Below are 16,375 nucleotides of genomic sequence, written 5' to 3' on the forward strand. Positions count from 1 at the left end.
AAAGAAATCGAGGAGGCGAAGATGCGCGGCCTGAAAGGTAAAGTAGTTGTCATAACGGGTGGGGGCGGAGGTATCGGTTCCGCGACCTGCCGGCGCTTTGCGGGGGAGGGCGCGCGCGTGGTCGTGGCCGATATCGGCGAAGCTGCTGCGAACCGCGTGGTGGATGAAATCCGGGCAGAGGGCGGTGAGGCCACGGCGATGATCGTCGATCTGACTGATTATCAGGCGACGGGCGCCGCAGTGTCGCGGGTTGAGGCGGAGTTCGGCCCTATCGACATCCTCGTGAACAACGCGGGCTGGGATCTGTTCGTGCCGTTCCTGAAGCAGGAACCGGATTTCTGGAGCAAGATCATAGACATCAACCTTCGGGCGGTACTGAACATCACCAAGCCGGTCCTCGCCTCAATGGTTGCGCGCGGCGTGGCGGGGCGGGTGGTGTCCATCGGCTCCGATGCCGGCCGGGGAGGCTCTTCGGGCGAGTCGGTCTATTCCGCGTGCAAGGCCGGGGTGATCGCGCTGTCGAAAACGCTGGCACGGGAGCATGCGCGGCACGGGATCACCTTCAATACCGTCTGTCCTGGCGTGACCGAAACGGCGATGCTGGAGCAGTTCATGGAGGCAGCCGGCGACAAGGAGAAGCTGCGTGGCGCCTTTGCCAAAGCGGTGCCGATGGGGCGCCTGGGCCAGCCCGACGACCTTCCGGGCGCCATCCTGTTCTTCGCGAGCGACGACGCGGGCTTCATCACCGGTCAGGTGATTTCGGTCTCCGGCGGTCTGACGATGCATGGTTGAGGGGAAATCATGGCGTATGAGGGGGAGACGATGACCTACGAAGACATCCTGTATGACATTCGCGGCGGTGCCGCCTGGATCACGATCAACCGGCCCGACAAGTACAACGCCTTCCGTGGACAGACGGTGGATGAGCTCATCCACGCCTTCCAGACAGCAGGCTGGAACCGGTCCGTCGGGGTGATCGTCTTGACCGGCGCGGGCGACAAGGCCTTCTGCACCGGGGGGGATCAGTCAGCCCATGACGGGCAATACGACGGGCGCGGCGTCATCGGCCTGCCGATCGACGAATTCCAGTCGCTGATCCGTGACGTGCCGAAGCCGGTGATCGCGCGGGTCAACGGATTTGCGATTGGCGGCGGCAACGTGCTGGCCACGATATGTGATCTGACCATCGCGTCTGAGAAGGCCCAGTTCGGGCAGGTCGGCCCCAAGGTCGGCTCGGTCGATCCGGGGTTCGGGACCGCCTATCTCGCCCGCGTGGTGGGCGAGAAAAAGGCGCGCGAGATCTGGTATCTCAACAAGCGCTACACTGCCCAGGAGGCGCTGGCCATGGGGCTGGTGAACGCTGTTGTTCCGCATGAGGAGCTGGATGCGGAAGTGGACCGCTGGGTCGCCGAACTGATGGAGCGTTCCCCGACAGCGCTGGCGCTGGCGAAGGTATCGTTCAATGCCGACAGCGAGAATATCCGGGGTATCTCGGCTCTCGGGATGCGGGCGCTGTCGCTTTACTACGATACCGACGAAAGCAAGGAAGGCGGGGTCGCGTTCCGCGAAAAGCGCAAGCCGGATTTCCGCAAGCACGCGAAATAGGCATGGATTCCGGGTGGCCGGAGCGCCACCCGCACCGGTTTGGGAGGACAGGGTGCAACCGACGATTTTCGACACAGATGAGCTCAGTGCGCTCCGCGATCTCGCGCGCAAGTTCGCGGGTGAAAAGCTGGCCCCCGGCTATCGTGCGCGGGAGAAGTCGGGCAGCTTCGGCCCGGAGCTGGTGCGGGAGATGGGCAGCCTCGGCCTTATCGCGCCGGAACTGCCGGAAGAGGTGGGCGGCCTGGGAGCGGGGAGTATCTATTCCGGCGTGATCATCGAAGAGATCGCGCGCGCCGATTTCAATTTTGGCTATATCAACGTCCTCGCTTCCCTGAACGGTCAGATCCTCGCGAACTTTGCGAACCCGGAAATCCGCCGCGACTGGCTTCCGCGGCTCACGGCAGGCGAGATCATGCTGGCCATCGCGCTGACCGAGCCGCGGGGCGGATCGGACGCGGCGAACCTCGGTCTGAAGATGGAGCGGTCGGGCAACCACTATGTTCTGAATGGCGAGAAGACCTCCATCTCTGCGGCCGATCAGGCGGCAGGAACGGTTGTGTTCGCGCGGACGGGCAGCCCCGAAGACAGAGCGCGGGGGGTTTCCGCCGTCTTCGTGCCGATGGACACGCCCGGTATTTCCACTACACGGTTCACCGATGTCGGTCAGCACGCCATTGGACGCGGGTCCATTTTCTTCGACAATGTGAGGGTGCCGACGGATCACCTTCTGGGTAATGAGGGACAAGGCTTTGTGCAGGTCATGCAGGGCTTCGACTTCTCCCGTTCGCTGATCGGGCTGCAATGTCTTGGCACCGCGCGGCAATCGCTGGATGAAGCATGGGCCTACATCGGCGAGCGGAAGGCGTTCGGCAAACCGCTTGCGGCGTTTCAGGGGGTGACCCATCAGCTTGCCGATTTCGACACGAAGGTGGAGGCGGCGCGGCTTCTATGCCTGAACGCGCTGTGGCTGAAGGATACGGGCCGTCCCCATGTGGCGGAAGCCGCGATGGCGAAGTGGTGGCCGCCGCTTCTGGCTTATGAGGCGATCCATGCTTGTCTGCTGATCCATGGCCATGCGGCCTATTCGAACGAATTGCCGTTCGAGCAGCGGCTCCGCGATGTGCTCGGCCTGCAGATCGGGGACGGCACCGCGCATATCATGAAGAATATCATCGCCCGGGAGCGGGCGGGACGCGCCGCCGTCGGCGCTTGACCGGACCGAAAGGAGGGGGGAGGAAACCATGCACTTCGATGCCGTTCTGATCGAGCCACGCCGCGCCCGTATGGAGGCAGAGGGTCTCTGGCCGGGCAAGACGCTGCTCGATTATTTTGAGGAAGTGCTGGCGGAAGCACCGCAAGCGCGGGCGTTGACCAGCGTCAACGTGGGCACGGGGGAGACGCGACATCTGACATGGGCGGAGATAGAACATCTGTCCTGGCGCGCGGCGGAGGGGCTGCGGCGGCTCGGCCTCGTTCGGGATGACGTCTTGGCCTGCCAGCTGCCCAACTCCTGGGAGTTCGTGGTGCTCTATATCGCCTGTCGGCGGCTTGGCATCGTGTTCAATCCCGTGATGCCCATCTTCCGGGAACGGGAGCTCCGCTTCATGCTCCGCCATGGCGAGGCCAAGGTGCTGGTTGTGCCCAAGACCTTCCGCGGCTTCGACCATGAGAGGATGGCGGACGCGTTGCGCCCCGATCTGCCGGACCTCTCGCATGTCGTCGTCGCGGGACGCGAGGGGGAGGGCAGCTTCGAGGCGCTGCTGCTGGACCCCATGCTCGACGATGCGCCAGATCTGCGAGAGGTGAGCCTGCGGGACAGGGGCGATGCGAACGCCGTCTGCCAGCTCATCTACACCTCCGGCACGACCGGCGAGCCGAAGGGCGTGATGCACACGGCCAATACCATGTATTCCAACCTCGTCGCCTATGCGGAGCGGCTACGGCTGGACGGATCGGACGTGATCCTGATGGCGTCTCCGATGGCGCATCAGACCGGGTTCATGTACGGCTTCCTGCTTCCCGTGATGCTGAAGGCGCGGATGGTGCTGATGGACAGCTGGGACAGGACGCTGGCCGCGGGCCTGATCGCGAGCGAGGGTGTGACCTTCACCATGGCCTCCACCCCCTTCCTGATGGACCTGACCAATGCGGTGGAAGAGGAAGCGAGCGACAGCCGGAGCCTTCGGATCTTCCTTTGCGCGGGAACCGCCATCCCCGGCCCGCTGGTGGAGCGCGCTGGTCGGGTGCTGGGCGCGCGGATCGTTTCTGCCTGGGGCATGACGGAGAACGGGGCGGTGACGGTGGTACCGCTTGACGACGTACCGGACCGCTCCGCCCGATCGGACGGCGCGCCGCTCCGGGGCATGGAGGTGCAGGTGCGGGGGGCCGACGGCAAGCCGGTTCAACCCGGGCAGGAGGGCGAATTGTTCGTGCGCGGCTGCTCCAACTTCGCGGGCTATCTCAGGCGGCCCGATCTGAACGCCACCGATGCGGAGGGCTGGTTCGAGACGGGCGATATCGCCCGACTGGAGAGGGACGGCCATATCCGCATCGTCGGCCGGTCCAAGGATGTCATAATCCGCGGCGCGGAGAACATTCCCGTGGTGGAGGTCGAGGCTCTGCTCTACAAACATCCCGCCGTTTTGCAGGTCGCCATCGTCGCCTACCCGGACGACCGGCTGGGGGAGCGGGCCTGCGCCTTTATAGTGCCGAAGGAAGGAAAGGGCATCGACTTTGCCGAAATGAGCGCATTCCTTGCGGGTGAACAACTCGCCCGGCAGTATGTGCCGGAGCGGCTGGAGATCCGCGAGCGACTGCCCGCCACCGCCTCCGGGAAGATCCAGAAATTCGCCCTGAGAAACGAGCTTAAGATGGAGTACGAGCAGAGGCGATCGGCAACGGCCTGACAACGGTACCGATCACGATGATCCGAGTGTGTAGCGAGTGATTTGGTTTTCCGTAATCAGGAACGCGCGGGGATGGTCAGTCCCCGCTCAACCGCCGGCCGTGCGAGGCAGGTTTCGAGCCAGCGGGGCACCGCTTCCAGCTCGGCGTAGTTCACCAGCTCGCCCGCATCGTAAAACCCGATGAGGTTCCGCACCCAGCCCAGCGTTGCGATATCCGCAATAGTGTAATCCGGTCCGGCGAGGAAGGCCGTCTTCCGAAGCTGTCCTTCCAGTACCCGGAGCAGGCGCGCTGACTCCCCGGCGTAGCGATCACGGGGGCGCTTGTCTTCATACTCGCGCCCCGCGAAACGGTGGAAGAAGCCCAACTGGCCGAACATCGGTCCGATGCCGCCCATTTGGAAGAACACCCATTGGAGCACCTCGTAGCGCTCGGTGCCTTCAGGCAGGAACATCCCGGTCTTTTCGGCCAGGTAGACAAGAATCGCCCCCGATTCGAACAGGCCGAGCGGCTGTCCTCCCGGACCGGACGGGTCGAGGATCGCGGGTATCTTGCCGTTGGGGTTCAGCGACAGAAAGGCTTCGGTCCACGTCTCGTCCTTGCCGATATCGATGAAATGCGGTTCGTAGGGCAGACCCGTCTCCTCCAGCATGATCGACACTTTCACCCCGTTCGGTGTGGGCGTCGAATAGAGCTGCAACCGCTCAGGATGCTTCGCTGGCCACCGGTTCGTGATGGGAAAACGGGAAAGGTCCGGCATGTTCGCCTCCATATCAAAGGTTTGCGAGCAGCGGATACAGGCTGCGGTAGCGCTGACGGGCCGTGTCGAATGCCGGGCGAAGTGCTGCATCGGGGAAAATGACGTGATCCACGGGCGGCGCGGTGCAGATGCTCAGCGGATCGGCCCCGGTGGCGGCAATCAGCCCCAGCCGGGCTGCGCCAAATGCTGCGCCGAAGTCGCCGCGTGCGGGAAGCTCCACGGGGATGTCCAGCGCCGTCGCGATGGCCTGCAACCAATAGGAAGATCGTGAGCCGCCACCGATCGCCGTCACCCGCGCAACTTCCGCCCCCGCGGATCGCAGCGCGGCGAGATTGTCGGCCAGCGCGAAGGCCACCCCTTCCATGACAGCCTGCGTCATCTCCGCCCGGCCCGTCTCATGGCCAAGCCCTGTAAACGCACCGCGGATGCGCGCGTCGTTATGCGGCGTCCGTTCCCCCGAGAGATAGGGCAGGAAGGTGATCGGCCCCGGTGCGCGCAACTTCTCCCCCAGTTCGGCCGAAAGATCCCCGGCGGTCGCGCCGGAAGTGCGTGCGTGCCAGTTCAGGGCATCTGCGGCAGACAGGATCACGCCCATCTGGTGCCAGCGGTTCGGCAATGCGTGGCAAAAGGCATGCACCGCGCTTTCCGGCTGCGGACGCCACACGTCGTTCGCGGCAAAGAGCACGCCGGATGTCCCGAGCGAGACAAACGCCTGCCCCTCGGACACCATACCCATTCCGACAGCGGAGGCGGCATTGTCTCCGGCTCCTCCCGCGACCGTCACCGCGCCTTCGATCTTCCATTCACGGCGTAGCCGTTCGCGGAGCATCCCGCCCGGTTCGGTTCCTTCCACCAGCCGGGGCATGTGGGCGCGGGTGAGGCCCGTCGCGGCCAGCAGTTCGTCCGACCAGTCACGCGCCCCGATATCGAGCCAGCTCGTGCCGGAAGCATCGGACATCTCCGAGACGTAGTCTCCCGTAAGCCAGAGCCGGAGCGCATCCTTGGGCAGCAGAACCTTGGCCACGCGAGCGAAGGCCTCCGGCTCATGCCGGGCGATCCAGCGCAGTTTCGGCGCAGTGAATCCGGGAAAGACGATGTTGCCGGTGATGCGGCGAAAGGCCGGAGTCGCGTCCATCTCTGCGGCCTCCTCCGCCGCGCGCGTATCATTCCAGAGGATCGACGGACGTATAGGCCTGTCTTCGGCGTCATAGAGCGTCGCGCCATGCATCTGACCGGAAAGGCCGATCCCCTTCAGCGCAGAGAATTCGGTCGGATGCGCATCCCGGACGCTTGCGATGGCCATTTCAGCGGCGGCGATCCAGTCCTCGGGAGCCTGCTCCGACCAGCTGGGGCGCGGGCGCGATACGTGAAGATCGGCTGTCGCGGAGCCGAGGATATGTTGGTTTTCGTCCATCAGGAGCGCCCTGATACCTGAAGTGCCCAGATCGAGGCCGAGGAACATGCTTCTCTCCCAGTCGCAAGTGCCGCCCCGTTTTGGCAGGCGTGCCGGTCAGCGTCCAGCCCCTCAACCACGGGGTCTGCCCCTCTCTCGCGCGCGCTGGTGGACCCGCTCCGCACGGCGCCTTATGGTTATTGGCATGACCCCCGCGCTCATCATATTCGATTGCGACGGCGTGCTGATCGACAGTGAGACGATCAGCCGTCGCATATTGACCGAAGAACTGGCCCGGGAAGGTGTGTTCATCGACCTGTCCGCCTTCCGGAGACACTTCCTTGGCCGCAGCTTTTCGGCCGTAGAGGCGGAGGTGAGCCGGGTCTGGTCGCGCCGGCTGCCCAGCGATTTCCAGCAGCGCTACATGGATCGCCTGCTCCCGCTGTTCGCCGAGGAACTTCTGGCGATGGAAGGCGCGGCGGAGATGCTTCGTGACCTTGCCGTGCCCTATTGTCTGGCGACCTCCTCCAGCCCCGATCGGCTTCGCCGGTCGCTTGCGACAGCCGGTCTGGATCGGTTTTTCGACGGACGCTGCTTCACGGTGGCGGATGTCGCCCGTGGCAAGCCGGAGCCTGATCTTTTCCTGCATGCGGCGCGGGTGATGGGCGTGGTGCCCGCCGATGTCGTGGTGCTGGAAGACAGTGAGCCGGGGCTGACGGCTGCGGCACGTGCCGGCATGACAGGCTGGCAGTTCACCGGGGGTGGACATATGAGCGAAGAGCCCCCTTCGCTTCTTGCTGCGCAGCATTTCTCCAGCTTCGCCGAGATTCGCGCTGCTTTCCCCACCTTTTTCCAACGGGTTGACCTATGAGCCTGCCTTCCGATTCCGATGCTTCCGTGGATGATGATGCGGCCCGCGCGGCTTGGCTCTACTATGTCGGCGGGATGACGCAGGATCAGATCGCGCGCGAGATGGATATCTCGCGTCAGCGTGCGCAGCGGCTCGTCAGCCGCGCGATGGCGGCGGGCATGATCCACGTCCGGCTCAATCACCGGCTGGCTCCCTGTCTCGCGCTGGAGGCGGCGCTGACGGATCGGTTCGGCCTCTGGCGCTGCCGTGTGGCGCCCGGGCTCGGCGGGGGAGGCGATCCTGTTCAGGCCATTGCTCCGGCCGCGGCGGCAGAGATGGAGCGCATGCTCCGTCGCCCGGAGCCCTTGGTGATCGCCGTGGGCACGGGGCGGGCGATGCGGGCAATGGTGGATGCGATGGGAAGGGTGGATGCGCCGCGGCATCGCTTCGTCTCGTTGATCGGCAATATCGCACCGGACGGCTCGGCATCCTATTTTGATGTCATCATGCATCTGGCCGAGAAGGTACACGCCCGCCATTACCCCATGCCGGTGCCTGTCCTTTCCTCCACCGCGGAAGAAAACGCAGCGTTCCAGTCCCTCCCCGCCGTGCGTGTCGTCAGGGAGCTGGCGAGCGCGGCAAACGTTACGTTCGTGGGCGTCGGCCAAATGACGGACGATGCCCCCTTGCTCACCGATGGCTTCCTCACGAGGGAGGAATTGGGGCAGGTACAGCGCAGCGGCGCGACGGGTGAGGTCGCCGGATGGATCTACGATCGCGAAGGTCGTTACATGGATCTCTCTCTCAATTCCCGAGTCGGGGGAGTGCGGGTGCGCGCGTCGGCAGAACGCCCTGTGATAGCGGCATCCGCCGGACCGCAGAAGGTGGCGGCCATTCGCGCTGCGCTCACATCCGGGATCATCAACGGACTGATTACAGACGAAAACACCGCACGCGGGATTCTTTCCACCTGATCTTGCCGTCAGGCGGACTTTGCAAGTGCAGCGGAGAGAGGGGGTTGACCGGCTCTGCGCTTAAGTGAATATCTGCTCAAAGTGAGATGATTTGCTCAAGCAGCACTATCGCGATCCTAGGGGAGGAGAAAAATGACTTTTACGTTGCGCGCCCTGCTTGGCGCATCCGTGGCCATTGGAATCACAGGGGCCGCGATGGCGGAGACGACGATCACCGTCGCCACGGTGAACAACGGTGACATGATCCGCATGCAGGGCCTCATGTCGGATTTCAACGCCAAGCATCCAGACATCAAGGTCAATTGGGTCACACTGGAGGAGAACACGCTCCGCCAGAGGGTAACCACCGATATCGCCACGAAAGGCGGCCAGTACGACGTGCTGACCATCGGCAACTACGAGGTACCGATCTGGGCCAAGCAGGGCTGGCTCACGTCGCTAGACGATCTGGGCGAGGGCTTCGCGGCAGACGACCTGCTTCCCCAGGTGGCCGCCGGCCTGAAGGAGGAGGGCAAGCTCTACGCCGCGCCCTTCTATGCGGAAAGCTCCATGCTGATGTATCGCACGGACCTGCTGGAAAAGGCCGGGCTGACGATGCCTGCCGCGCCCGACTGGGACTTCATCAAGGATGCGGCCCAGAAGATGACCGACAAGTCGGCCGAGGTCTATGGCATCTGTCTTCGCGGTAAGGCTGGATGGGGCGAGAACATGGCCTTCGTTACCTCCATGGCCAATTCCATGGGTGCCCGCTGGTTCGACACGGAGTGGAAGCCGCAGTTCGACAGCCCCGAATGGAAGGCGACGCTCGACACCTATCTGGACCTGATGAAGAACTACGGCCCGCCCGGCGCTTCCTCCAACGGGTTCAACGAGAACCTCGCGCTGTTCCAGCAGGGCAAGTGCGGCATGTGGATCGACGCGACAGTGGCCGCCTCCTTCGTGTCGAACCCGAAGGATTCCAAGGTGGCCGATCACGTGGGCTATGCTGTCTCTCCCACGCGTCCGGGTGGGGAGAACCATGGCAACTGGCTGTGGTCGTGGAACCTCGCCATTCCGGCAAGCTCCACGAAGGCGGAGGCGGCGAAAGCATTCGTCGCATGGGCAACCTCTCCTGCCTATACTCTGCTGGTGGCGGAGCATGAGGGGATTGCCAACGTGCCGCCCGGCACGCGTACCTCTCTTTATGAGAATGCCGACTACCTGAAAGCCGCGCCTTTTGCAGAGATGACCTTGAAGGCCATCCAGTCTGCGAATACCGCGCATCCGTCGGAGAAGGACGTACCTTATACGGGTGGACAGTTCGTTTCCATTCCAGAGTTTCAGGCGATCGGCACGGCAGTTGGCCAGCAGGTCGCCGCGGCGCTGGCCGGAAGTGCGACGGCGGAACAGGCCCTGGCCAATGCGCAAACGCTCACCCAACGCGAAATGTCGCGCGCCGGCTATCCCAAGTGATCGTCGATTGACAAGCGAGGCGGCTCATCTGTGAGCCGCCTTTTCGGTCGGACCCGCGAGGGCCGTTAGGAAGAGAGGACGACATCCTTCATGGCGACGCAAGCCTCACGTTCCGCAGGGCGGCTCATGCTGTCACCCGCGGTCATCCTGCTGCTGCTGTGGATGATTGTGCCCCTCGCGATGACGCTCTACTTTTCCACCCTTCGTTACAATCTGCTGATGCCGGGAATGGAGACATTCGCCGGCTTCGAGAACTACCAGTATTTCTTCACCGATCCCGCCTTCTGGCCCGCGCTCCTCAATACCTTGACGCTGGTGCTTGGTGTGCTGGCGATAACGACACTTGGCGGTATTGCCCTGGCATTGTTGCTGGATCAGCCGATGTGGGGACAGGGCATTGTCCGCATCCTTGTTATTGCGCCGTTCTTCGTCATGCCCACCGTTTCCGCGTTGGTCTGGAAGAACATGATGATGAACCCGGTGAACGGGCTGTTCGCCTGGATCGCGCGGACGCTCGGTTTTCAGCCGTTTGACTTTTTCGCGCAGGCCCCGCTGTTTTCCATCATTCTGATCGTTGCATGGCAATGGCTTCCCTTTGCGACGCTCATTCTTCTCACTGCGTTGCAAAGCCTCGACAGCGAGCAGATGGAGGCGGCGGAGATGGATGGCGCTGGCTGGGGATCGCGGTTCTGGCATCTGGTACTGCCACACCTGAGCCGAGCGATCACGGTGGTCATCCTGATACAGACGATCTTCATCCTGTCGGTTTTCGCAGAGATCCTTGTCACCACGAATGGCGGCCCGGGTACGGCTTCGACCACGTTGACCTTCCTCGTGTACGTTCAGTCGATGCTGCAATTCGATGTGGGCCTCGGGTCCGCGGGCGGGATCGTCGCGGTCATCCTCGCCAATATTGTCGCCATCTTCCTGATGCGCGCCATCGGCAAGAACCTGGAGACCTGACATGGCGCGCAATGTCACGAACGGGCGGAAGGCCCTTGTCACCGCGGTGGCCTGGGTCATTGGGCTCGCGATCTTCTTTCCGATCCTCTGGACGGTGCTGACATCCTTCAAGACGGAAGGGGAGGCTGTGGCTACTCCGCCGAGCTTCCTGTTCTTCGACTGGACCTTGGAGAATTACCACGCAGTCAACGAGCGGTCCGACTATCTGGGGCATTTCTGGAACTCGGTCGTCATTTCGCTCGGCTCAACGTTGATTGGCCTGGCGATTGCCCTTCCGGCGGCATGGTCCATGGCCTTCGTTCCCGGCAAGCGGACCAAGGATCTGCTGATGTGGATGCTCTCGACCAAGATGCTGCCAGCGGTCGGTGTACTCGTGCCGATCTACATGCTCTTCCGCGACACGGGGCTTCTGGATACCCGGATCGGGCTGGTCATCGTGCTCACGCTTATCAACCTGCCGATCATTGTTTGGATGCTTTATACCTATTTCAAGGAAATCCCGGCGGAGATCCTGGAAGCTGCGCGGATGGACGGAGCGGGACTGTGGTCGGAAGTGGTCCACGTTCTAACTCCCATGGCGGTTCCGGGCATTGCCTCGACCCTGCTGCTGAACGTGATCCTCGCCTGGAACGAAAGTTTCTGGACACTGAATCTCACGGCCTCGCAGGCTGCGCCGCTGACCGCCTTCATCGCGAGTTATTCCAGCCCCGAGGGTCTGTTCTACGCCAAGCTTTCGGCGGCAAGCACCATGGCCATCGCGCCGATCCTCATCCTCGGCTGGTTCAGTCAGAAGCAACTTGTGCGCGGATTGACTTTCGGCGCGGTGAAGTAAGGAGACGCCGATGGGCGAGATCGTTCTCAAGGATGTGCTGAAATCCTTCGGCGGCGTGGATGTCATCAAGGGCATCGATCTGCGAGTGGAGGAAGGCGAGTTCGTGGTTTTCGTCGGGCCGTCCGGCTGCGGCAAATCCACTCTGCTGCGATTGATTGCGGGGCTGGAGGACGTGACCTCCGGCACCATCACCATCGACGGCAACACCGCCACCGACCTGCCGCCGGCGCGGCGCGGGCTCGCGATGGTGTTTCAGTCCTATGCCCTCTACCCGCACATGACGGTGCGCAAGAACATCGCCTTCCCGCTGAGGATGGCCGGGATGTCCTCCGCCGATCAGGCCCGGAAAGTCGAGGAGGCTGCCAAGATCCTCAACCTCTCACCCTATCTCGACCGTCGGCCGGGGCAGCTTTCCGGCGGTCAGCGGCAGCGTGTGGCGATCGGGCGCGCCATCGTCCGCGAACCGAAGGCGTTTCTCTTCGATGAGCCGCTCTCCAACCTCGACGCTGCGCTGCGGGTCTCCATGCGGCAGGAGATCTCGGAGCTTCACCAGTCGTTGGGAACCACGATGATCTATGTCACGCACGATCAGGTGGAGGCGATGACGATGGCCGACAAGATCGTGGTGATGAACGCCGGCCGGATCGAGCAAGTGGGCACCCCGCTGGAACTGTACCGTACCCCCGCAAATCTTTTTGTGGCGGGCTTCATCGGCAGTCCGAAGATGAACTTTATCGAAGGGGCCGCCGCTGAACAGCATGGCGCGCATACAATCGGGGTTCGACCCGAGCATGTCACGCTTGCCGATGACGGCCCATGGAAAGGCAAGGTCACCCTTTCCGAGCACCTCGGGTCGGACACGTTCCTGCATGTTGATGTGGCAGGGGTCGGCCCGCTTACAGTCCGCGCACATGGCGAGGTGGGTCTTGGGAGCGGCACCCCCGTCAGCCTCGCCCCACAGGCGGGCAAGGTTTATCGCTTCGATCAGGCTGGAAAGGCGATCGCATGAGACTGGAAGGGAAGCGCGCGCTGATTACAGGGGCCGCGCGGGGTATCGGGCTGGAGTTCGCCCGTGCCTATCTGTCGGAGGGCGCATCGGTCGCCCTGGCCGATATCAATGCAGCGGCTGTCGAGGAGGCTGCGGGTTCGCTCGGTACGGGCGCCCATGCAGTCACGATGGATGTGACACTGCAAGAGAGCATCGAAGCGGGTGTGGAGGCGGCGGTGGCCGCGATGGGGGGGATCGACATCCTCGTCAACAATGCGGCGCTCTTCGATGCGGCTCCCATCGAGGAGATCACGCGGGAGAGCTATGACCGGCTCTTCTCGGTCAACGTTGCGGGTACGCTCTTCACGCTTCAGGCCGTTGCGCGGCACATGATCGCGCGGGGAGAGGGTGGCAAGATCATCAACATGGCGAGCCAGGCGGGGCGTCGGGGCGAACCGCTGGTCGCGGTCTATTGCGCAACGAAGGCCGCCGTCATCTCTCTTACCCAGTCGGCGGGCCTGAACCTTATCCGCCATGGAATCAACGTCAATGCCATCGCCCCCGGCGTGGTGGACGGAGAGCATTGGGATGGCGTCGACAGCCTGTTCGCGAAATACGAAAACCGGCAGCGTGGCGAGAAGAAGCGCCTTGTCGGAGAGGCTGTGCCCTTCGGACGGATGGGCACAGCGCAGGACCTGACCGGCATGGCGATCTTTCTTGCCACGCCGGAGGCGGATTACATCGTCGCCCAATGCTTCGGCGTGGACGGCGGTAACTGGATGGCGTGAGCCATGATTGCGGGCGCGCGTCAAGGACCCTCCCTCCGCTGACGCGCGCCCCTTCCCCTCGGCGAAGCGGTGGTCTGACATGACACATACTGATACTTCCGTGGCCCTTCCCGCCTATGACCGCAGCCGGTTGACCCCCGGTATTGTGCATATCGGGCTTGGCAATTTTCATCGCGCGCACCAGGCCGTCTATCTCGATGACCTGTTTGCGCTCGGAGATGACCATGACTGGGCGATCATCGGGGCGGGCGTGAGGGCGCCAGACGCTGCCATGAGGGCGGCGTTGAAGGCGCAGGACTGCCTTTCGACGGTGATCGAGCTTGATCCTTCTGGCAAACGGGCACGCCGTGTGGGGTCGATGATCGACTACATCCCGGTGGAGCCGGACAATGTCACGCTCATCGCCACCATGTCCCGGCCGGAAATCCGCATCGTCAGCCTGACAGTGACGGAGGGCGGCTACTTCACGGATGCCAACGGGGATTTCGACCCCGGAGCCTCGGATATTCTGGCCGATGCCGCAAACCCGGAGGCGCCCGCAACCGCATTCGGCGCTATTCTGGCAGCGTTGAGCGTCCGGCGGTCGCAGGGTATCCAACCTTTCACCGTCATGTCCTGTGACAACCTCCCCGGCAACGGAGAGGTCACGCGCAATGCGGTGGTGGGTCTGGCGCGGCTTTTCGATCCCGAACTTGCAGACTGGGTGCATGAGAATGTCGCCTTTCCGAACGGGATGGTGGACCGTATCACGCCCGCCACCGGCGAGAGGGAGCGGGCGATGGCGCGGGATTTCGGTCTCGACGACCCTGTTCCCGTCACCTGCGAGCCGTTCCGCCAGTGGGTTCTGGAGGACAATTTTCCCGCAGGTCGCCCGGCGCTGGAGAAAGTGGGTGTGACCTTCACGCCGCATGTTCATCTCTACGAGACGATGAAGATCCGCATCCTGAACGGCGGTCACGCGATCATCGCCTATCCGTCCGGGCTGATGGATGTGGAGCTTGTCCATGACGCGATGACCGAGCCGTTGGTCTCCCGCTTTCTCGACCGGGTGGAGGAGGAGGAGATCCTGCCCATCGTTCCGCCGGTGCCTGCTACCGATTTGAAGGACTACTACCGCGTGATCCGCGAGCGGTTTTCCAACCCCGAGGTTGCGGATACGGTACGGCGGCTTTGCCTTGACGGTTCGGGGCGTCAACCGAAGTTCATCGTGCCCTCGATCCGGGACAATCTCGCGCGGGGGGTGTTGCCGCGGGGGCTGCTGCTCGAATCGGCCCTGTGGTGCCGTTATTGCGCCGGAGAGAGTGACAGCGGGGCCGAGATCGCGCCGAATGATCCGCGCTGGGAGGCGCTCACTCTCCGGGCCAGGAACGCGCGGCGGGATCCGGCGATCTGGCTGGGAATGACCGACATCTACGGGGATCTCGGTCAGCACCCTGAGGTCGCGGACGCTTTCGCCAAGGCGCTTGAAGCCCTCTGGGCGAAGGGGACCCGGGCGGTGCTGGAAGAGTATCTGGCTTGAGAGGAAGGGCGCGCGTCGAGCCGCGCGCCCGCCTGCAAATCATGTACGGGCGGCCATCTGCTCCCGGTCGAACGTATCGCTCGTCACGCCGTCGGCTCGGAGCACATGCTTCTGGATCTTGCCGCTCGCCGTCTTGGGAAGGTCAGCCATTACCCTGACGTAGCGGGGCACCATGAATTTCGGCAATTGCTGTGCGAGATGGGCCACCAGCACTTCTGCGTCGATTATCCGACCGGCGACCGGCGTGACCACGATCAACACCTCATCTTCGCTGAAAGCACTCGGGACCGCGACGGCAGCGCATTCCCTAACATCGGGATGGGCGGTCACTTCGGCTTCCAAGGCGAATGAGGAGATGTTTTCCCCCCGCCGCCGGATCACGTCCTTAAGACGGTCCACGAAAAAGAACTGCCCAGCTTCATCGCGCCGAAAGCCGTCGCCGGTGTGAAACCAGCCGTTCCGCATTGCCTCCACCGTCGCCGCCGGCGCGTTGTGGTAACCTTTCATCAGTGCCCAAGGACGGCTGGAGCGGATGATGAGTTCCCCCGTGGCACCCTCCGGCACCTCGATATCGTTGGCGTCCACGATCCGCAGATCAAACCAGGGGCGCGGTCGTCCGGTAATACCCTTCAGGCCGGCGCTTCCCCGCAGGGGGCCCGCGTGCAGCGGACTGGCGATCTCTGTCATGTTGTATATCGTCCAGGCTTCCACTCCGAACCGCTCGGCAAAGAGCGGGCCGTCCTCCCCGAAGGGGGTGATGAAGGCCCGTCGTAGGGGATGGTCCCGATCATCGGGCTGGCTTGGCTCTTTCAGAAGAAAGCTCGCCATCACGCCCAGCAGGAGGCAATAGGTCGATCCTGTGCCCCGCACGGCTTGCCAGAACTCCCGCGTCTTGAACTCCCGCATCATGCCGATGGACAGTCCGCGCGCCAGTTGCGCGTAAACGTAAAGCGTTGAACCGCAGTGGAAAATAGGTCCACAGATGAGGCAGCGATCATCCGGCGCCACCTCGAACGCATCCGGCCCCATCGTATAGAGTTGCGCGTAAGAGGTCACGACACCCTTGGGGTTTCCGGTGGTGCCGGAGGTGTACATGATCGCCAGAGTGTCCCATGGCTCTATCGGCGTTTCCAGCGTGAAGATCGTGGGATCGACGTGATCCACGTCGTGAAGTGGCAGGATCTCGATACCTGTGCGGGCCGGTATTTCGCCCGTGCCGACAGCAAGCACCTTACGCAGTTTGCCCGGTGCGACATCGGTCAGCCGGTCCAGCAGCCCCGCTTCCGCGACCATGAGCGGCGCGTCCGCATCGCTTAGACCCACATTCCCCAAGTAAATCGCTGATTT

15 protein-coding genes are annotated in these 16,375 nt (G+C 63.3%); 12 read left to right on the plus strand and 3 right to left on the minus strand.

Annotated elements, in window-relative coordinates; genetic code table 11:
• Positions 1-21 precede the first annotated feature (21 nt).
• Genes CG51_RS15160 through aliA form a run of 4 tightly spaced genes read left to right on the plus strand, consistent with a single transcriptional unit; the run spans position 22 to position 4,511 of the window.
• Complete coding sequence (locus CG51_RS15160; RefSeq protein WP_035746395.1) at positions 22-792, plus strand: SDR family NAD(P)-dependent oxidoreductase; 771 nt, start codon at positions 22-24, stop codon at positions 790-792.
• A gap of 30 nt (positions 793-822) precedes the next feature.
• Positions 823-1,605, plus strand: a complete 783-nt coding sequence (gene badI / locus CG51_RS15165) for a 2-ketocyclohexanecarboxyl-CoA hydrolase (RefSeq protein WP_035746418.1) — start codon at positions 823-825, stop codon at positions 1,603-1,605.
• A gap of 52 nt (positions 1,606-1,657) precedes the next feature.
• Positions 1,658-2,818, plus strand: coding sequence for a cyclohexanecarboxyl-CoA dehydrogenase (gene aliB / locus CG51_RS15170; protein ID WP_035746396.1), 1,161 nt, complete (start codon positions 1,658-1,660; stop codon positions 2,816-2,818).
• 28 nt (positions 2,819-2,846) lie between these two features.
• Positions 2,847-4,511: a cyclohexanecarboxylate-CoA ligase gene (gene aliA / locus CG51_RS15175; RefSeq protein WP_035746398.1), complete on the plus strand. Its 1,665-nt coding sequence runs from the start codon at positions 2,847-2,849 to the stop codon at positions 4,509-4,511.
• Positions 4,512-4,567: 56 nt separating this feature from the next.
• Here aliA and CG51_RS15180 read toward each other — a convergent pair whose 3' ends face one another.
• Together CG51_RS15180 and xylB are read right to left on the minus strand one after the other, a co-directional pair.
• The gene (locus CG51_RS15180) at positions 4,568-5,269 is read right to left on the minus strand and encodes a glutathione S-transferase N-terminal domain-containing protein (protein WP_035746419.1); all 702 of its coding nucleotides are present in this window, start codon (positions 5,267-5,269) and stop codon (positions 4,568-4,570) included.
• 13 nt (positions 5,270-5,282) lie between these two features.
• Positions 5,283-6,731 carry a xylulokinase gene (gene xylB / locus CG51_RS15185; RefSeq protein ID WP_035746399.1) on the minus strand — a complete coding sequence of 483 codons (1,449 nt, stop codon included), beginning with the start codon at positions 6,729-6,731 and terminating at the stop codon, positions 5,283-5,285.
• 136 nt (positions 6,732-6,867) lie between these two features.
• Between xylB and CG51_RS15190 the strand changes: the two genes are divergently transcribed.
• The 8 genes from CG51_RS15190 (at position 6,868) to CG51_RS15225 (ending at position 15,028) form a co-directional block, all read left to right on the plus strand.
• The gene (locus tag CG51_RS15190; protein ID WP_035746421.1) at positions 6,868-7,533 is read left to right on the plus strand and encodes an HAD family hydrolase; all 666 of its coding nucleotides are present in this window, start codon (positions 6,868-6,870) and stop codon (positions 7,531-7,533) included.
• The gene (locus CG51_RS15195; protein WP_035746401.1) at positions 7,530-8,486 is read left to right on the plus strand and encodes a sugar-binding transcriptional regulator; all 957 of its coding nucleotides are present in this window, start codon (positions 7,530-7,532) and stop codon (positions 8,484-8,486) included. Before CG51_RS15190 ends, CG51_RS15195 begins: the two co-directional genes overlap by 4 nt.
• Positions 8,487-8,618: 132 nt before the next feature.
• Positions 8,619-9,938: an ABC transporter substrate-binding protein gene (locus CG51_RS15200; RefSeq protein ID WP_035746403.1), complete on the plus strand. Its 1,320-nt coding sequence runs from the start codon at positions 8,619-8,621 to the stop codon at positions 9,936-9,938.
• A gap of 90 nt (positions 9,939-10,028) precedes the next feature.
• Complete coding sequence (locus CG51_RS15205) at positions 10,029-10,901, plus strand: carbohydrate ABC transporter permease (RefSeq protein WP_035746404.1); 873 nt, start codon at positions 10,029-10,031, stop codon at positions 10,899-10,901.
• Position 10,902: 1 nt separating this feature from the next.
• Complete coding sequence (locus CG51_RS15210) at positions 10,903-11,733, plus strand: carbohydrate ABC transporter permease (RefSeq protein WP_035746405.1); 831 nt, start codon at positions 10,903-10,905, stop codon at positions 11,731-11,733.
• A gap of 10 nt (positions 11,734-11,743) precedes the next feature.
• Entirely contained in the window at positions 11,744-12,742 is a 999-nt protein-coding gene (locus CG51_RS15215; RefSeq protein ID WP_035746406.1) for an ABC transporter ATP-binding protein, read from the plus strand.
• Positions 12,739-13,509: an L-iditol 2-dehydrogenase gene (locus tag CG51_RS15220; RefSeq protein WP_035746407.1), complete on the plus strand. Its 771-nt coding sequence runs from the start codon at positions 12,739-12,741 to the stop codon at positions 13,507-13,509. The genes CG51_RS15215 and CG51_RS15220 overlap by 4 nt, the downstream gene beginning before the upstream one ends.
• Positions 13,510-13,588: 79 nt before the next feature.
• Entirely contained in the window at positions 13,589-15,028 is a 1,440-nt protein-coding gene (locus CG51_RS15225; RefSeq protein WP_035746408.1) for a mannitol dehydrogenase family protein, read from the plus strand.
• A gap of 39 nt (positions 15,029-15,067) precedes the next feature.
• On the opposite strand, the gene CG51_RS15230 is transcribed toward CG51_RS15225, so the two are convergent.
• Positions 15,068-16,375 (minus strand): AMP-binding protein (locus CG51_RS15230; RefSeq protein ID WP_035746422.1); only part of this gene is annotated, 1,308 nt, incomplete at its 5' end.

Origin of the sequence: Haematobacter missouriensis (genome assembly GCF_000740775.1) — a bacterium.
Lineage (GTDB): Bacteria > Pseudomonadota > Alphaproteobacteria > Rhodobacterales > Rhodobacteraceae > Haematobacter > Haematobacter missouriensis.